This is a genomic window from Pseudomonas sp. G5001 (assembly GCF_013385475.1).
Classification (GTDB): domain Bacteria; phylum Pseudomonadota; class Gammaproteobacteria; order Pseudomonadales; family Pseudomonadaceae; genus Aquipseudomonas.
On sequence record NZ_JACAPZ010000037.1, the window covers coordinates 35681 to 49289 of the forward strand.

Below are 13609 nucleotides of genomic sequence, written 5' to 3' on the forward strand. Positions count from 1 at the left end.
CTGGACACGGTTCCTGTGGGAGCTGGCTTGCCTGCGATAGCGGTGTTGGATTCACCATCGCCATCGCAGGCAAGCCAGCTCCCACACTGACCGTGTACCGGCAGGGATTTTCGTCGTTTTCAAGGCTGCGAATCCAATGACCACTCAAACCCTCGACCTCGCCACCGCCAGCCAAGGCTATCGCCGCCTGCTGGCCCGCCGCTTCTGGCTGCTGGCCCTGCTGGGTGGCGCGCTGATGTGCGCGATCCTCGTGGACCTGGCCAGCGGCCCGTCGGGCATGGGCCTTGGCGCCCTGCTCGATGGCTTGCTGCACCCGGCCCACCTGAGCGCCACCGACCAGGTGATCATCTGGAACGTGCGCCTGCCCTACGCCTTGATGGCGGTGTTGGTCGGTTGCGCGCTGTCGCTGGCGGGCGCCGAGATGCAGGCGATCCTTAACAACCCGCTCGCCAGTCCATTCACCCTGGGGGTTTCCTCGGCGGCGGCGTTGGGCGCGTCCCTGGTGATTGTGTTTCCGGTGACGACGCTGTGGGTGTCGGTCAATACGGCGATTTCCATTTCAGCCTTTGTGTTTGCCGCCGCCTCGGTCTTTTTGCTGCAGGCCATGTCGCGCCTGCGCGGAGCCGGGGTGGAAAGCCTGGTGCTGTTCGGGATTGCCCTGGTGTTCAGTTGCAACGCGGTGGTCGCCCTGTTGCAACTGGTCGCCACCGAAGATGTGCTGCAACAACTGGTGTTCTGGACCCTGGGCAGCGTGACCCGGGCCAACTGGGACAAGCTCGGCATCCTCGCGTTGGTGGTCGCCGTGGTCATGCCCTTTTCCTTCGCGGCCGCGCCACGCCTGACCCTGTTGCGCATGGGCGAAGACCGCGCGCAAAGCTTCGGTGTCGATGTGAAGCGCCTGCGGTTTTTCTCGTTGTTGCGCATCAGCCTGCTGTCGGCCACCGCCGTGGCGTTTGTGGGAACCATCGGATTTATCGGCCTGGTGGGTCCGCACATCGCGCGGATTCTGGTGGGTGAAGACCAGCGCTTCCTGCTGCCGGCCAGCGCGCTTGTCGGCGCGTTACTGTTGTCGCTGTCATCCATCGCCAGCAAGCTGATCATGCCCGGGGTGATCGTACCCGTGGGTATCGTCACCGCTCTGGTGGGCGTGCCGATTTTCGTGTTGCTGGTGTTCAAGCGCGGGAGGCAGTTATGAGCAGCGGGCTGTCGATTCAGAACGCCCAGGTCAGCTATGGCCGGCGCCAGATTGTGTATGACCTGAGTTTGCCAACCTTGGCCCACGGCAGCCTGACCGCGTTGATCGGGCCGAACGGTGCGGGCAAGTCGACGTTGCTGAGGGCGGTGGCGGGGCTGGAAAAGATGCAGGGCGTTGTCAGATTGGGTGACCTGGACCTGACGAAAATGTCCGTCGGTGAACGCGCCCGGCGTGTGACCTATATGCCGCAAAACCTTCCGCCGGGCTTGAGCCTGAGTGTGATGGAAAGCGTGATCGCGGCGCTGCGGGTGGCGAACGTCGAGGGCATTGCGCTTTCAAGCGACGCGTGCATGCGCGAGGCCTTTGATGCGTTGCAAAGGATTGGCATCGCTCATCTGGCGGATCAGCTATTGAGCACGTTATCCGGCGGCCAGCGGCAACTGGTCAGCCTGGCGCAACTGATTGCGCGTCGGCCACAGGTGATGCTGCTGGATGAACCCACCAGTGCGCTGGACTTGAACTACCAGTTGAAGGTCATGGATTGCGTGCGCGACCTGGTGCGGGAACACAACCTGATCGCCGTGGTGGTGCTGCACGACATCAACCTCGCGGCGCGCTATGCCGACCATATCGCGGTGCTGCGCCAGGGCCGGCTGTACGCCAGTGGCGCGGCGGATGACGTGCTGGATACGGCGCTGTTTGCCGAAGTCTATGGTGTGCGGGTACGCATCGAGCGATGCTCACAACAAACGTTGCAGGTGTTGGTGGACGGCGCGGTGGCTTAGATCCTCTGTGGCGAGGGAGCTTGCTCCCGTTGGGCTGCGTAGCAGCCCCAAAATCTGTGCACGCGCGTCTTCAGGCGGACTGAGGTGAGGCACTCGGGAGCGCTTCGCACTGGAGCTCCAGCCTGGTCCAGCGGGAGCAAGCTCCCTCGCCACAACGGTCACTCCAGCAACTGTTTGGAGGAAATCACTGTGGCGTACTCGCCGTGCAGGTTGCCCAACGACATGGCATGTACCGCCTGCGCCGAATGCATCTGCCCGAAAAAGTCCGCCTTGTCGAAGGTGTAGCAGGCATCTTCGATAACCCACGTCTCAAACCCCAGGTTGCCGGCACTGCGGGCCGTGGCCTCCACCGAGTTATGGGTGGCCACGCCCACCAGCACCACTTGCCGAAGCCCGGCCTCACGCAACCTCGCTTCCAGCCCCGTCCCACAAAATGCGTCCGGCACCCGTTTCTGGATCAACTGCTCACCCGCCTGCGGAATAAACGCGTCCTGAAACTCCACCCCCGACTGCTGCGGCCAGAACACCGATTCCGGCGAATGGGACAGATGCTGCACATGAATCACCGGCCAGCCTTCGCGCCGCCAATGCGCCAGCAACGCCAGCATGCGCGCCTCGGCGTGCGGATTATTGCGCCGTCCCAGCCTGGGATGATGAATGCCTTTTTGCTGGTCAATCAGAATCAACGCTGCGCCCGCACGAATTTCCATATCGATAGACCCAAATGTTTCATTGAATTTTCGTCACCCTAACATCACCTATACCTACAGGCATTCGCTCAAGCATCACCACCCTTGGAGAGCTTCATGATCGACCTGTATTACTGGACCACCCCCAACGGTCACAAAGTATCGTTGTTCCTGGAAGAAGCCGGCCTGCCTTACGAGGTACACCCGATCAACATCGGCCAGGGCGATCAGTTCAAGCCCGACTTCCTGAAGATCGCCCCCAATAACCGCATCCCGGCCATCGTCGATCAGAACCCGACCGACGGCGGCGCGCCGATTTCCCTGTTCGAATCCGGTGCGATCCTGCTGTACCTCGCGGAAAAAACCGGCAAGTTCATTCCCCAGGACCTGCGTGGTCGTCAGGAAGCGCTGCAATGGCTGTTCTGGCAAATGGGTGGCCTGGGGCCGATGGCCGGCCAAAATCACCACTTCAGCCAGTTCGCCCCGGAAAAGATTCCCTACGCGATCAAACGCTATGTGGATGAGACCGCCCGCCTGTATGGCGTGCTGGACCGGCGCCTGGCCGACCGCACGTTCGTGGCCGGCGAGGAATACAGCATTGCCGACATGGCGATCTACCCGTGGATCGTTTCCCACAAGTGGCAGAGCCAGAAGCTGGAAGACTTCCCACATGTAGAACGCTGGTTCAACCACATCAAGCAACGCCCGGCGACGGTGCGTGCCTATGAGCTGGTGCAGAAGGTCAATCCGCCAAAATCCTGAAGGTCAACGGGATCAAAATGTGGGAGCGGGCTTGCTCGCGAATGCGGTGGATCAGCCACAACTCTTTTAGCTGATACACCGCATTCGCGAGCAAACCCGCTCCCACACTGATTTGTGCCCGACTGGAAACCTTACGCAAATCCTGAAATAAGCATCGCCTCCCGCTTGCGTCGTTTCGCCGCGCTCACTAACGTAGCGCCTTTACTGACGCTACCCCCCGCAGGAGCTTTGCCATGGCCTCGCCAGCCCTCTCACATTTTCTTCCCCGGTTCGGCGTTGCCGCGGCAATTGCCAGTGCCTTGGGCCTGGCCGGTTGCCAGTTACAGAGCACCCAAGACACCCTGCCTCCGGTTTCCGGCGTACAGCCGATCAAGGGCCTGGCGCAGAACGTTTCGGTGCGCCGCAACAGCCAGGGCATCCCGCTGATTGAAAGCAGCACCTTCCACGATGCGCTGTTCACCCTGGGCTACGTGCACGCCAGCGACCGCATCACCCAGATGGTCACCCTGCGCCTGCTGGCCCAGGGCCGCCTGGCGGAAATGTCCGGGCCGGATGTGCTGGATGTCGACCGTTTCATGCGGGCGGTCAACCTGCGCAAAAGCGCCGGCGAGCTTTATAACGCCTCGTCGCCGCGCCTCAAGCGCTTCTTTGAGGTGTATGCGCGCGGGGTCAACGCCTACCTGTTCCGCTACCGCGACAAGCTGCCGCCAGACCTGGCCCAGACTGGCTACAAGCCTGAATACTGGAAGCCGGAAGATTCGGCGCTGCTGTTCTGCCTGCTGAATTTCAGCGAGTCGACCAACTTGCAGGAAGAGCTGTCGTCATTGGTGCTCGCGCAAAAAGTCGGTGCCGACAAACTCGCCTGGCTGACCCCGAGCTACCCGGATGAACCGCTGCCAGTGGCCGAGTCCGACAAGCTCAAGGGCATCAACCTGGGCCAGATCCCGGGCCTCGCTGCGCTGACCAGCCTCAGCGAGCACCTCGGCACCCTCAACACCCTGGGCACGTCCAGCTCCAGCAACTGGGCGATCGGCCCGCAGCGCAGCCGCAGCAACAAGAGCCTGCTGGCCAATGACCTGTCGACCTCGATGCAGGCCCCGTCGCTGTGGAACTACGTGCAGATCCGCTCGCCGAAATACCAGGCCGCCGGTGTGTCCATCGCCGGTTTGCCAACCCTGCTTTCCGGCTTCAACGGCAAGGTGGCCTGGAGCATGAGCCAGGTCTCGGGTGACACCCAGGACGTATTCCTGGAGAAGGTCAAGCGCCAGGGCAACGCGCTGTACTACGAAAACAACGGCAAATGGCTGCCCGCCATCGTGCGCAATGAAACCTACTTCGCCAAGGGCCAGCGGCCGATTCGCGAAGCGGTGTACGAAACCCGCCACGGGCCGCTGCTCAACAGTGCCCAGTCGCTGACCAGCGGCTACGGCCTGGCGTTGCAAACCGCCGATTTCAAGGACGACAAGAGCCTGGACGCGTTCTTCGACCTGTCCCGTGCGCAAACCGCCGGTAAAGCGTCTGACGCCACCCGGGAAATTCGCGCAATTGCCTTGAACATGGTCTTCGCCGACGCCAGCAGCATTGGCTGGCAAGTGACCGGGCGCTTCCCCAACCGCCGTGAAGGCGAAGGCCTGGTGCCATCGCCGGGCTGGGACGGGCGTTTCGACTGGGATGGCTACGCCGACGCGATGCTGCACCCCTACGATCAGGACCCGGCCCAGGGTTGGATCGGCACGGCCAACCAGCGCACCATTCCCCGTGGCTACGGCATGCAACTGTCCAACTCGTGGGCCGCGCCGGAACGCGCCGAACGTATCGCGCAACTGGCCGGCAGCGGCAAGCATGACAGCCGCAGCATGATTGCCATGCAGTACGACCAGACCACCACGTTTGCCGCCAAGCTCAAGAGCATGTTCCAGGCGCCGGGCATGGCCCAGCCGCTGAAACAGGCAATCGATGGATTGCCGGTGGCAGACCAGGCCAAGGCGCGGGAAGCACTGGGCCGCCTGATGGCCTTCGACGGTCGGCTGGCATCCACCTCCGCCGACGCGGCGATTTATGAGTTGTTCCTGCAGGAAAGCGCCAAGCAGATTTTCCTCGACGAACTCGGTCCGGAAAACAGCGCCACCTGGAAAGCCTTCATCGGTAACGCCAACCTGTCGTACTCGGCGGTGGCCGACCACCTGCTGGGGCGCGAAGACAGCCCGTTCTGGAATGACGCCCGCACCGGGCAGAAAACCGACAAGCCGGCGATCCTCGCCCGCAGCCTGGCCGCCGCGATCACCGCAGGCGACAGCGCGCTGGGCGCCGATCACAAGGCCTGGCAGTGGGGCAAACTGCACAGCTACACCTGGAAGAACACCAGCGGCCAGGCCATTCGCGGCCCACTGGCCGCGGGCGGCGATCACAACACCCTGAACAGCGCACCGTATAGCTGGGGCCAGAGTTTCGACACGACCCAGGTGCCGGCGCTGCGGATGATTGTCGACTTCGGCCTGGCGGAACCGATGATGGGCCAAAGCGGCATCGGCCAATCCGGCAACCCGGCCAGCCCGAACTATGCCAATGGCATCGACCCGTGGCTGAAGGCGCAATACCTGAGCTTCCCGATGCAGCCACAGAACTTTGACGGGGTGTACGGGAAGACGCGGTTGACGCTGGTGCCGGGCAAGTAACCCGGTTTCCCAGACTCAACCGGATCAAAATGTGGGAGCGGGCTTGCTCGCGAAAGCGGCGGATCAGTCACCAGAGCTATTGACTGACACACCGCATTCGCGAGCAAGCCCGCTCCCACATTTGATTGCATGCATTCCGATAGAACTTCTCCACCCGCCCCCGCCTCATAATTAACAAGCCCACCTCCACGGCACGCCCATGGACCTTGTTATCGCCCGGCCCGAAGGCCTCTACTGCCCCGCCGGGGATTTCTACATCGACCCCTGGCGCCCGGTGGAACGTTCGGTCATCACCCACGCCCACGGCGACCACGCCCGCACCGGCAACCAACACTACCTGGCCGCCGCCCCCGGCGAAGGCATCCTGCGCTCGCGCCTCGGCCAGGACATCAACCTGCAAACCCTGGCCTACGGCGAAAGCCTGCGCCACCACGGCGTCACCTTGAGTTTCCACCCCGCCGGCCATGTCCTCGGCTCCGCCCAGGTGCGCCTGGAATACCAGGGTGAAGTCTGGGTCGCCTCCGGCGACTATAAAGTCGAGCCCGACGGCACCTGCGCGCCGTTCGAACCGGTGCGCTGCCATACGTTTATCACCGAATCGACCTTCGGCCTGCCGATCTACCGCTGGCAGCCCCAGGCGCAGATTTTTGCCGGGATCAACGACTGGTGGCAGGCCAATATCGCCGCCGGCAAGGCCAGCGTGTTGTTCTGTTATTCCTTCGGCAAAGCCCAGCGGATTCTCCACGGCATCGACGCCAGCATCGGCCCGATCCTCAGCCATGGCGCGGTCGAACCCTTGAACCGGGTGTACCGCGAAGCTGGCATCTATATCCCTGAAACCCTCTACGCCGGCGACTTCAAAAAGACCGACCCTTTGTTGCGCCAGGCCCTGATCATCGCCCCGCCCTCCGCCGGTGGCAGCACCTGGATGCGCCGCTTCGGCGACTACAGTGACGCCTTCGCCAGCGGCTGGATGCGCCTGCGCGGCACCCGGCGGCGGCGCGGCGTGGATCGCGGCTTTGTGCTCTCGGACCACGCCGATTGGCCCGGACTGTTATGGGCCATTGAGCAAACCGGTGCCGAGCGGGTAATGGTCACCCACGGTTCTGTGGGCGTATTGGTCAGGCACCTGCGGGAAAAGGGCCTGGATGCCCAGGGATTCACCACCGAATACGGCGATGACGAAGAGGAGGCCACGTCATGAAAGCCTTCGCCGAGCTGTACGCCAACCTCGACGCCACCACCTCCAGCAACGCCAAGCTCGCCGCCTTGCAGGCTTATTTCCTACAGGCGCCCGCGGAAGATGCTGCGTGGGCGGTGTACTTTTTATCCGGCGGCCGGCCCCGACAACTGGTACCCACGCGGTTGCTGCGGGACATGGCCACCGAAGCCGCGAGCATTGAGCCGTGGCTGTTCGAAGAGAGTTATCAGTCGGTAGGGGACCTGGCGGAAACCATTTCCCTGCTGTTACCGGAATCGCCCCACACCTCGGACGATGGTCTGGCCGTGTGGCTGGAAGAAAAACTCCTGCCCTTGCGCGGCCTGCCGCCAGAAGAACTGGCAGAACGCCTGCCCGCGTTGTGGGCACAGCTGGATCAGCCGAGCCTGATGCTCTGCATCAAGCTGATCACCGGCAGCTTCCGGGTCGGTGTGTCGAAGTTGCTGGTCACCCGCGCCCTGGCCGCCATGGCCGGGCTGGACAGCAAACGCGTGGCCCAGCGGCTGGTGGGCTACACCGACCTGTCGAACCGTCCGACGGCCGAAGGCTACTTGAAGCTGATTGCCGCCGAATCGTCCGACGAACACGCCCAGCGTGGCGGGCAGCCTTATCCGTTTTTCCTGGCCCATGGCCTGGCCCAGCCGGTGGAACAGTTCGATGCCTTGCTCGGCTCCCCTGCTGACTGGCAAGTGGAATGGAAGTGGGACGGTATCCGCGCACAACTGGTCAAGCGCGAAGGCCGCTTGTGGGTCTGGTCTCGGGGCGAAGAACTGGTCACCGAGCGCTTTCCGGAGCTTCATGACCTGGAAAACAGCCTGCCCGATGGCACGGTGATCGACGGCGAAATCGTGGTGTGGAAGGACTCGGTGCAACCCTTCGCCCTGCTGCAACAGCGCATTGGCCGCAAGACCCTGGGCAAGAAAATCCTCGAAGACGCGCCGGTCGCCGTGCTGGCTTATGACCTGCTGGAACACCACGGCGAAGACTGGCGCAACCACACCCAGGCCGAACGCCGGGCGCAACTGGAGCTGGTGGTCAGCGACTGCGACCAGCCAACGTTGCGCACGTCGCCATTGCTGATCGGCGATAGCTGGCAAGACTTGGCAGAGCAGCGTGAGGCGTCCCGCAGCCTGGGCGTGGAAGGCATGATGCTCAAGGCCCGGGACGGGCTCTACGGCGTGGGCCGGACCAAGGACATGGGCGTGTGGTGGAAGTGGAAAGTCGACCCGTTCAGCGTCGATGCGGTGTTGATCTACGCCCAGCGCGGCCATGGCCGGCGCGCCAGCCTGTACAGCGACTACACCTTTGCGGTGTGGGACGGCCCGCCCGGTACTGAGCGTACGTTGGTGCCGTTCGCCAAGGCGTATTCGGGGCTGACCGATGAGGAAATGCGCAAGGTCGACGCCATCGTGCGCAAGACCACCGTGGAGAAATTCGGCCCGGTCAGCAGCGTCACGCCGAGCATGGTGTTTGAACTGGGTTTTGAAGGGATTGCCCTGTCCAAGCGGCACAAGAGCGGGATTGCGGTGCGTTTCCCGAGGATGTTGCGCTGGCGCCAGGACAAGGCCGTCGAGGAAGCCGACAACCTGGCGACCCTGCAGGATTTACTGGCCTGACACGTCTCTCACGAACGCCACCGATCAATGTGGGAGCGGGCTTGCTCGCGAATGCGGTGTGTCAGTCAATACATGTACCGACTGATCCACCGCATTCGCGAGCAAGCCCGCTCCCACATTTGAAAACCTCACACGCCCCAAAATAATGCATAGATTGATCAATGCCCATTTTCGGGCATTTCCTACTGGCACAACTCCTTAATCTCACCTTTTAAAACGACCATTCGGAACTATGGTGCAGAAATTGCTACTTGAGTCCGGTCTGACACCGTTCAGTAACAGTCCTAACCGCGCCACAAGCGCTTATCTTGGTTTCCAGGGATTACATAATGAAAAAAGCATTGCTGACCCTTTCTGCACTGGCTCTGTGCATGGCCGCCGGTTCCGCGCTGGCCAAGGAATACAAGGAATTGCGTTTTGGTGTCGATCCGTCCTACGCGCCATTTGAGTCTAAAGCCGCTGACGGCAGCCTGGTGGGCTTCGATATCGACCTGGGCAATGCCATCTGTGCCGAGCTGAAGGTCAAGTGCAAGTGGGTCGAAAGTGATTTCGACGGCATGATTCCAGGCCTCAACGCCAACAAGTTTGACGGCGTGATTTCCTCGATGACCGTGACCGAAGCCCGTGAAAAGGCGATCGACTTCTCCAACGAGCTGTTCTCCGGCCCAACCTCGCTGGTGTTCAAAAAGGGCGCAAACTTCTCCACGCCTGAGTCCCTGAAGGGTAAAACCGTGGGCTACGAGCAAGGCACCATCCAGGAAGCCTACGCCAAGGCCGTACTGGACAAGGCCGGTGTCACCACCAAGGCCTACGCCAACCAGGACCAGGTGTACGCCGACCTGACTTCCGGCCGCCTGGACGCTTCCGTGCAGGACATGCTGCAAGCCGAACTGGGCTTTTTGAAGTCGCCAGCCGGTGCTGACTACGAAGTCAGCAAGGCCATCGACGATCCACTGCTGCCGTCCAAAACTGCGGTCGGTATCAAAAAAGGTAACAAAGACCTCAAGGCCTTGTTGGATAAAGGTATCAAAGCGTTACACGATGATGGCACCTACGCCACCATCCAGAAGAAACACTTTGGCGATCTGAACCTGTACAGCGGCAAATAATGCCTGGGGCGCCCTTCCTCTGGAGGGGCGCTTTTTTATCGCCATAGGTCCTGATTTATGTTCGAAGATCTTTTGCAAACCCTGGGGCTCAGTGCCTTCAGCTTGAAGGGTTTCGGCCCGCTGTTGCTGCAAGGCACCTGGATGACCGTCAAGTTGTCAGTGTTCTCCCTGGCCGTCAGCGTGTTGCTGGGCCTGCTCGGGGCTACCGCCAAACTGTCCAGCCTGCCGTTCCTGCGGATTCCCGCGCAGATCTACACCACCCTGATTCGCGGCGTGCCCGACCTGGTGCTGATGCTGCTGATTTTCTACAGCCTGCAAATCTGGCTGACCAGCTTTACCGACTTTATGGAATGGGACTACATCGAGATCGACCCATTCAGCGCCGGGGTCATCACCCTGGGCTTTATCTACGGTGCGTATTTCACCGAGACCTTTCGCGGCGCGATCCTCGCCGTGCCCCGTGGCCAGTTGGAGGCCGCCACGGCCTACGGGCTCACGCGTGGCCAGCGGTTTCGCTTCGTGACCTTCCCGCAGATGATGCGCTTCGCCCTGCCGGGCATTAACAACAACTGGTGCGTGATGCTCAAGGCCACCGCCCTGGTGTCGATCATCGGCCTGGCCGACCTGGTCAAGGCCGCTCAGGATGCCGGCAAGAGTACTTATCAGCTGTTCTATTTCCTGGTGATCGCCGCGTTTATCTACCTGTTGATCACCAGCGCGTCCAACTTCGTCCTGCGCCGCCTCGAACGGCGCTACTCCGCAGGCTCCCGGGAGGCAGTGCGATGATCGAACTTATCCAGCAATACTGGCGCCCCTTCCTTTACAGCGACGGCCAGCACATCACCGGGCTGGCCATGACGATGTGGCTGCTCAGCGCGTCGATCTTCATCGGCTTCCTGGTATCGATCCCGCTGTCCATTGCGCGGGTGTCGCGCAATCGCTGGGTACGCTGGCCGGTGCAGTTCTACACCTACCTGTTTCGCGGCACGCCGCTGTATATCCAGTTGCTGATTTGCTACACCGGGATCTACAGCATCGCGGCGGTTCGCGCGCAGCCGGTGCTGGACGCGTTCTTTCGTGATGCGATGAACTGCACGATTCTCGCCTTCGCCCTCAACACCTGCGCCTACACCACGGAGATTTTTGCCGGGGCGATCCGCAGCATGGCCCACGGCGAAGTCGAAGCGGCGAAAGCCTACGGCCTCAGCGGCTGGAAGCTGTATGCCTACGTGATCATGCCGTCGGCCCTGCGCCGCTCGCTGCCGTACTACAGTAATGAAGTGATCCTGATGCTGCACTCGACGACGGTGGCCTTCACCGCGACCATCCCGGATATCCTGAAAGTCGCCCGGGACGCCAACTCGGCCACCTACATGACCTTTCAATCATTCGGTATCGCTGCGCTGATCTACCTGACCGTGACCTTTGCCCTGGTCGGTCTGTTTCGTCTGGCGGAGCGTCGCTGGCTGGCCTTTCTCGGCCCCAGCCACTAAGGAGCCTTCATGCGTCATCAGATTCATCCACTTGTGGCGCCGGTGCCGGGCACGGAGCGACAAATCCACAGTTTCCACTTCGGGCCGGAGCAGGCCGAAGGCAAGGTCTACATCCAGTCGTCACTGCACGCCGACGAATTGCCGGGCATGCTGGTGGCCTGGCACTTGAAGGCGCGCCTGGCGGAGCTGGCTGCGGCCGGCCGCCTGCGCAGCGAGATCGTGCTGGTACCGATCGCCAACCCGACCGGCCTGGAACAGGTGTTGATGGACATCCCCCTGGGCCGCTACGAGCTGGAAAGCGGGCAGAACTTCAACCGCCTGTTTGTCGACCTGTCCGACGAGGTTGGCAATCAAGTCGAAGGCCTGCTGGGAGATGATCCTGCGCACAACGTCGAACTGATCCGCGATGCGCTGACCATGGCCCTGGCGGCGCAAACGCCCGTCACACAACTCGAATCCCAACGCCTGGTGCTGCAACGACTGGCGTGTGATGCCGACATGGTGCTGGACCTGCACTGCGACTTCGAAGCCGTGGCGCACCTGTACACCACCCCCGAAGCGTGGCCCCGGGTGGAGCCGCTGGCGCGCTATATCGGTTCGGAAGCCAGCCTGTTGGCCACCGACTCCGGCGGGCAGTCATTCGATGAATGCTTCACGCTGGTGTGGTGGCAATTGCAACAACGGTTTGGCGAGCACTTCCCGATCCCGATGGGCAGCTTTTCGGTAACCGTCGAATTGCGCGGCCAGGGCGACGTCAACCACGGCCTGGCCAGCCTCGACTGCCAGGCGATCATCGATTACCTGATTCACTTCGGCGCAATCAGCGGCGAGCCGGCACCGCTGCCGGAATTGCCCTACCCCGCCACACCGCTGGCGGGCGTCGAGCCGGTGGCCACAGCCGTGGGCGGTTTGCTGGTATTCAGCGCGCTGCCTGGGGAATACGTGGACGCCGGGCAACTGATCGCCGAAATCATCGACCCCATTTCCGACCGCGTAACGCCAGTGCATTGCCGCAATGCCGGGCTGCTTTACGCTCGTTCGCTGCGGCGCATGGCCACTGCCGGGATGGTCATTGCCCATGTCGCCGGCACTGAAGCCTATCGCAGCGGCTACCTACTTTCGCCTTGAGGATGCACGCCCCATGTACAAATTGACCGTTGAAGGCCTGCATAAAAGCTATGGCGACAATGAGGTGCTCAAAGGTGTCTCGCTCAAGGCCAGGACCGGTGATGTGATCAGCTTGATCGGCGCCAGTGGCTCGGGCAAGAGTACCTTTTTGCGGTGTATCAATTTTCTTGAACAGCCGAATGACGGCGCCATGACGCTGGATGGGCAGCAGATTCGCATGGTCAGTGACCGCCATGGGATGCGCGTGGCGGATGATGCTGAGTTGCAGCGCCTGCGTACGCGGTTGGCGATGGTGTTTCAGCATTTCAACCTGTGGAGCCACATGAGTGTGCTGGAGAACATCACCATGGCGCCGCGCCGGGTGCTGGGTTGCAGCAAGAAGGACGCCGAGGATCGCGCTCGCCGGTATCTGGACAAGGTGGGGTTGCCGGCGCGGGTGGCCGGTCAATATCCGGCGTTTTTGTCGGGTGGCCAGCAACAGCGGGTGGCGATTGCCAGGGCGCTGGCGATGGAGCCGGAGGTGATGCTGTTTGACGAGCCGACTTCGGCGCTGGACCCGGAGTTGGTGGGTGAGGTGTTGAAGGTGATCCAGGGTTTGGCTGAGGAAGGCCGGACGATGATCATGGTGACCCATGAGATGAGCTTTGCGCGCAAGGTGTCAAGCCAGGTGCTGTTTTTGCACAAGGGGTTGGTGGAGGAACAGGGTGCGCCGGAGGATGTGCTGGGTAATCCGAAGAGCGAGCGGTTGCAGCAGTTTTTGAGTGGGAATTTGAAGTAGCCCGCAGGGGTTGGGTGTATATCCGTTATTTAGGTAACGGCCACTTATGGTTCCGCTCTTACAGCGGCTCACTTTTGAACAGCGCAAAAGTAAGCAAAACGCTCTTGCCCCACCACTCGGCACCTCGCCTAGGCTCGGTGTTCCCTCACTCCGGCTTTGG

12 protein-coding genes are annotated in these 13609 nt (G+C 61.8%); 11 read left to right on the forward strand and 1 reads right to left on the reverse strand.

The window, feature by feature from the left end; all coding sequences use genetic code 11:
• The first annotated feature begins 136 nt into the window (after positions 1-136).
• A complete protein-coding gene (locus HX805_RS26965) occupies positions 137-1195 on the forward strand; it encodes an iron ABC transporter permease (protein WP_177050497.1) in 1059 nt (352 codons plus the stop codon).
• A complete protein-coding gene (locus tag HX805_RS26970) occupies positions 1192-1980 on the forward strand; it encodes an ABC transporter ATP-binding protein (RefSeq protein WP_177081111.1) in 789 nt (262 codons plus the stop codon). The genes HX805_RS26965 and HX805_RS26970 overlap by 4 nt, the downstream gene beginning before the upstream one ends.
• A gap of 158 nt (positions 1981-2138) precedes the next feature.
• Here HX805_RS26970 and HX805_RS26975 read toward each other — a convergent pair whose 3' ends face one another.
• Positions 2139-2690 carry a cysteine hydrolase family protein gene (locus HX805_RS26975; protein WP_102368239.1) on the reverse strand — a complete coding sequence of 184 codons (552 nt, stop codon included), beginning with the start codon at positions 2688-2690 and terminating at the stop codon, positions 2139-2141.
• Between the two features lie 96 nt (positions 2691-2786).
• Here HX805_RS26975 and HX805_RS26980 point away from each other — a divergent pair, with 96 nt between their 5' ends.
• The 9 genes from HX805_RS26980 (at position 2787) to HX805_RS27020 (ending at position 13449) form a co-directional block, all read left to right on the forward strand.
• Positions 2787-3431 carry a glutathione binding-like protein gene (locus tag HX805_RS26980; protein WP_003213676.1) on the forward strand — a complete coding sequence of 215 codons (645 nt, stop codon included), beginning with the start codon at positions 2787-2789 and terminating at the stop codon, positions 3429-3431.
• Positions 3432-3664: 233 nt separating this feature from the next.
• Complete coding sequence (locus tag HX805_RS26985; RefSeq protein WP_003213673.1) at positions 3665-6106, forward strand: penicillin acylase family protein; 2442 nt, start codon at positions 3665-3667, stop codon at positions 6104-6106.
• 199 nt (positions 6107-6305) lie between these two features.
• Complete coding sequence (locus tag HX805_RS26990; RefSeq protein ID WP_003213671.1) at positions 6306-7310, forward strand: ligase-associated DNA damage response exonuclease; 1005 nt, start codon at positions 6306-6308, stop codon at positions 7308-7310.
• Entirely contained in the window at positions 7307-8941 is a 1635-nt protein-coding gene (locus tag HX805_RS26995; RefSeq protein ID WP_177037041.1) for an ATP-dependent DNA ligase, read from the forward strand. Before HX805_RS26990 ends, HX805_RS26995 begins: the two co-directional genes overlap by 4 nt.
• Before the next feature lie 329 nt (positions 8942-9270).
• Positions 9271-10050 (forward strand): transporter substrate-binding domain-containing protein, encoded by a 780-nt coding sequence (locus tag HX805_RS27000; protein WP_134325838.1) that lies wholly within the window; start codon positions 9271-9273, stop codon positions 10048-10050.
• A 57-nt stretch (positions 10051-10107) separates the two neighbouring features.
• Positions 10108-10836 carry an ABC transporter permease gene (locus HX805_RS27005; RefSeq protein WP_134325837.1) on the forward strand — a complete coding sequence of 243 codons (729 nt, stop codon included), beginning with the start codon at positions 10108-10110 and terminating at the stop codon, positions 10834-10836.
• On the forward strand, positions 10833-11543 hold the full coding sequence (locus HX805_RS27010) for an ABC transporter permease (RefSeq protein WP_003209532.1): 711 nt from the start codon (positions 10833-10835) through the stop codon (positions 11541-11543). Before HX805_RS27005 ends, HX805_RS27010 begins: the two co-directional genes overlap by 4 nt.
• Before the next feature lie 9 nt (positions 11544-11552).
• Positions 11553-12671: a succinylglutamate desuccinylase/aspartoacylase family protein gene (locus HX805_RS27015; RefSeq protein WP_177117453.1), complete on the forward strand. Its 1119-nt coding sequence runs from the start codon at positions 11553-11555 to the stop codon at positions 12669-12671.
• Between the two features lie 13 nt (positions 12672-12684).
• Positions 12685-13449: an ABC transporter ATP-binding protein gene (locus tag HX805_RS27020; protein WP_008432141.1), complete on the forward strand. Its 765-nt coding sequence runs from the start codon at positions 12685-12687 to the stop codon at positions 13447-13449.
• Positions 13450-13609: the final 160 nt, after the last annotated feature.

What these genes read in the sequence shown, in the direction of transcription:
- HX805_RS26985 (WP_003213673.1), top strand. Translation starts at nt 3,665, where the DNA reads ATGGCCTCGCCAGCCCTCTCACATTTTCTTCCCCGGTTCGGCGTTGCC.
- HX805_RS26970 (WP_177081111.1), top strand. Translation starts at nt 1,192, where the DNA reads ATGAGCAGCGGGCTGTCGATTCAGAACGCCCAGGTCAGCTATGGCCGG.
- HX805_RS26965 (WP_177050497.1), top strand. Translation starts at nt 137, where the DNA reads ATGACCACTCAAACCCTCGACCTCGCCACCGCCAGCCAAGGCTATCGC.
- HX805_RS26990 (WP_003213671.1), top strand. Translation starts at nt 6,306, where the DNA reads ATGGACCTTGTTATCGCCCGGCCCGAAGGCCTCTACTGCCCCGCCGGG.
- HX805_RS27000 (WP_134325838.1), top strand. Translation starts at nt 9,271, where the DNA reads ATGAAAAAAGCATTGCTGACCCTTTCTGCACTGGCTCTGTGCATGGCC.
- HX805_RS27005 (WP_134325837.1), top strand. Translation starts at nt 10,108, where the DNA reads ATGTTCGAAGATCTTTTGCAAACCCTGGGGCTCAGTGCCTTCAGCTTG.
- HX805_RS27015 (WP_177117453.1), top strand. Translation starts at nt 11,553, where the DNA reads ATGCGTCATCAGATTCATCCACTTGTGGCGCCGGTGCCGGGCACGGAG.
- HX805_RS26995 (WP_177037041.1), top strand. Translation starts at nt 7,307, where the DNA reads ATGAAAGCCTTCGCCGAGCTGTACGCCAACCTCGACGCCACCACCTCC.
- HX805_RS27020 (WP_008432141.1), top strand. Translation starts at nt 12,685, where the DNA reads ATGTACAAATTGACCGTTGAAGGCCTGCATAAAAGCTATGGCGACAAT.
- HX805_RS27010 (WP_003209532.1), top strand. Translation starts at nt 10,833, where the DNA reads ATGATCGAACTTATCCAGCAATACTGGCGCCCCTTCCTTTACAGCGAC.
- HX805_RS26980 (WP_003213676.1), top strand. Translation starts at nt 2,787, where the DNA reads ATGATCGACCTGTATTACTGGACCACCCCCAACGGTCACAAAGTATCG.
- HX805_RS26975 (WP_102368239.1), bottom strand. Translation starts at nt 2,690, where the DNA reads ATGGAAATTCGTGCGGGCGCAGCGTTGATTCTGATTGACCAGCAAAAA.